This is a genomic window from Mesorhizobium sp. M4A.F.Ca.ET.020.02.1.1 (genome assembly GCF_004022645.1).
Taxonomy (GTDB): Bacteria; Pseudomonadota; Alphaproteobacteria; order Rhizobiales; family Rhizobiaceae; genus Mesorhizobium.
Window position 1 is genome coordinate 1 of record NZ_RZOI01001279.1, and the last position, 758, is coordinate 758.

A 758-nucleotide genomic window follows, 5' to 3' on the forward strand; every position below is an offset into this window, starting at 1 on the left:
ACGCAGCTGGGGCGTGCCGAACAGCTTCATCGCGCTGATCATCATCGCCATCGTCATGTGGGTGGTGCTGCACCGCTCGGTATTCGGGCGCTATCTCTACGCCATCGGCAAGAACGAGGAAGCGGCGAAATATTCGGGCATTCGCACGGGCCGCATCGTCATGGCGGCCTACGTCATCTGCGGCGTGCTGACGGCGCTGTCGGCGATCTACTTCGCCATGTACACGCGCTCGATCTCGCCGGCGAGCCACGGCCAGTTCTACGAGCTCTATGCCATTGCCGCGGCCGTACTCGGCGGCTTCTCGCTGCGCGGCGGCGAAGGCTCGCTGATCGGCGTCATCCTCGGCACGGTGCTGCTGCAGGAGCTGCAGAACCTCGTCAACCTGCTTGGCATCCCGTCCTCGCTGAACTTCGCGGTGATGGGCGGGGTGATCCTGATCGGCGTGCTCGTCGACCAGCAATGGGGCGTGTTCCGGGCGCGGCGGCAGATGATCGACGCCACGCGCAGGAACGTCGCCGGCGCGCCGGCGGAGTAGCTTCCCTCGTTCGAGCTCGGCAGGCAGCGGGCAGTTTCAACTTCGCGGGCTGCCACCCTTTTTCGGACGTTGGCGCTGCCCCTGGCCTGCCTGCCGGCATCCTCTTCCCGTATAGTGACGGGGAGAGGGGCGCTCTCTTCGATGATTTCGCCAATTTCGAATGTTGCTAGATAGGCGCCGAGGCTGCGGTCGGTGTCCAGCCGATAGATGGGTAACAGTTTGA

The 758-nt window shown here is 64.4% G+C and carries 1 protein-coding gene; it reads left to right on the forward strand.

Features of this window, described 5'->3' with window-relative positions:
- A partial coding sequence (locus tag EN742_RS36625) for an ABC transporter permease (RefSeq protein ID WP_148670599.1) occupies window positions 1-535 on the forward strand: 535 nt, incomplete at its 5' end.
- Between the last annotated feature and the right edge of the window lie 223 nt (window positions 536-758).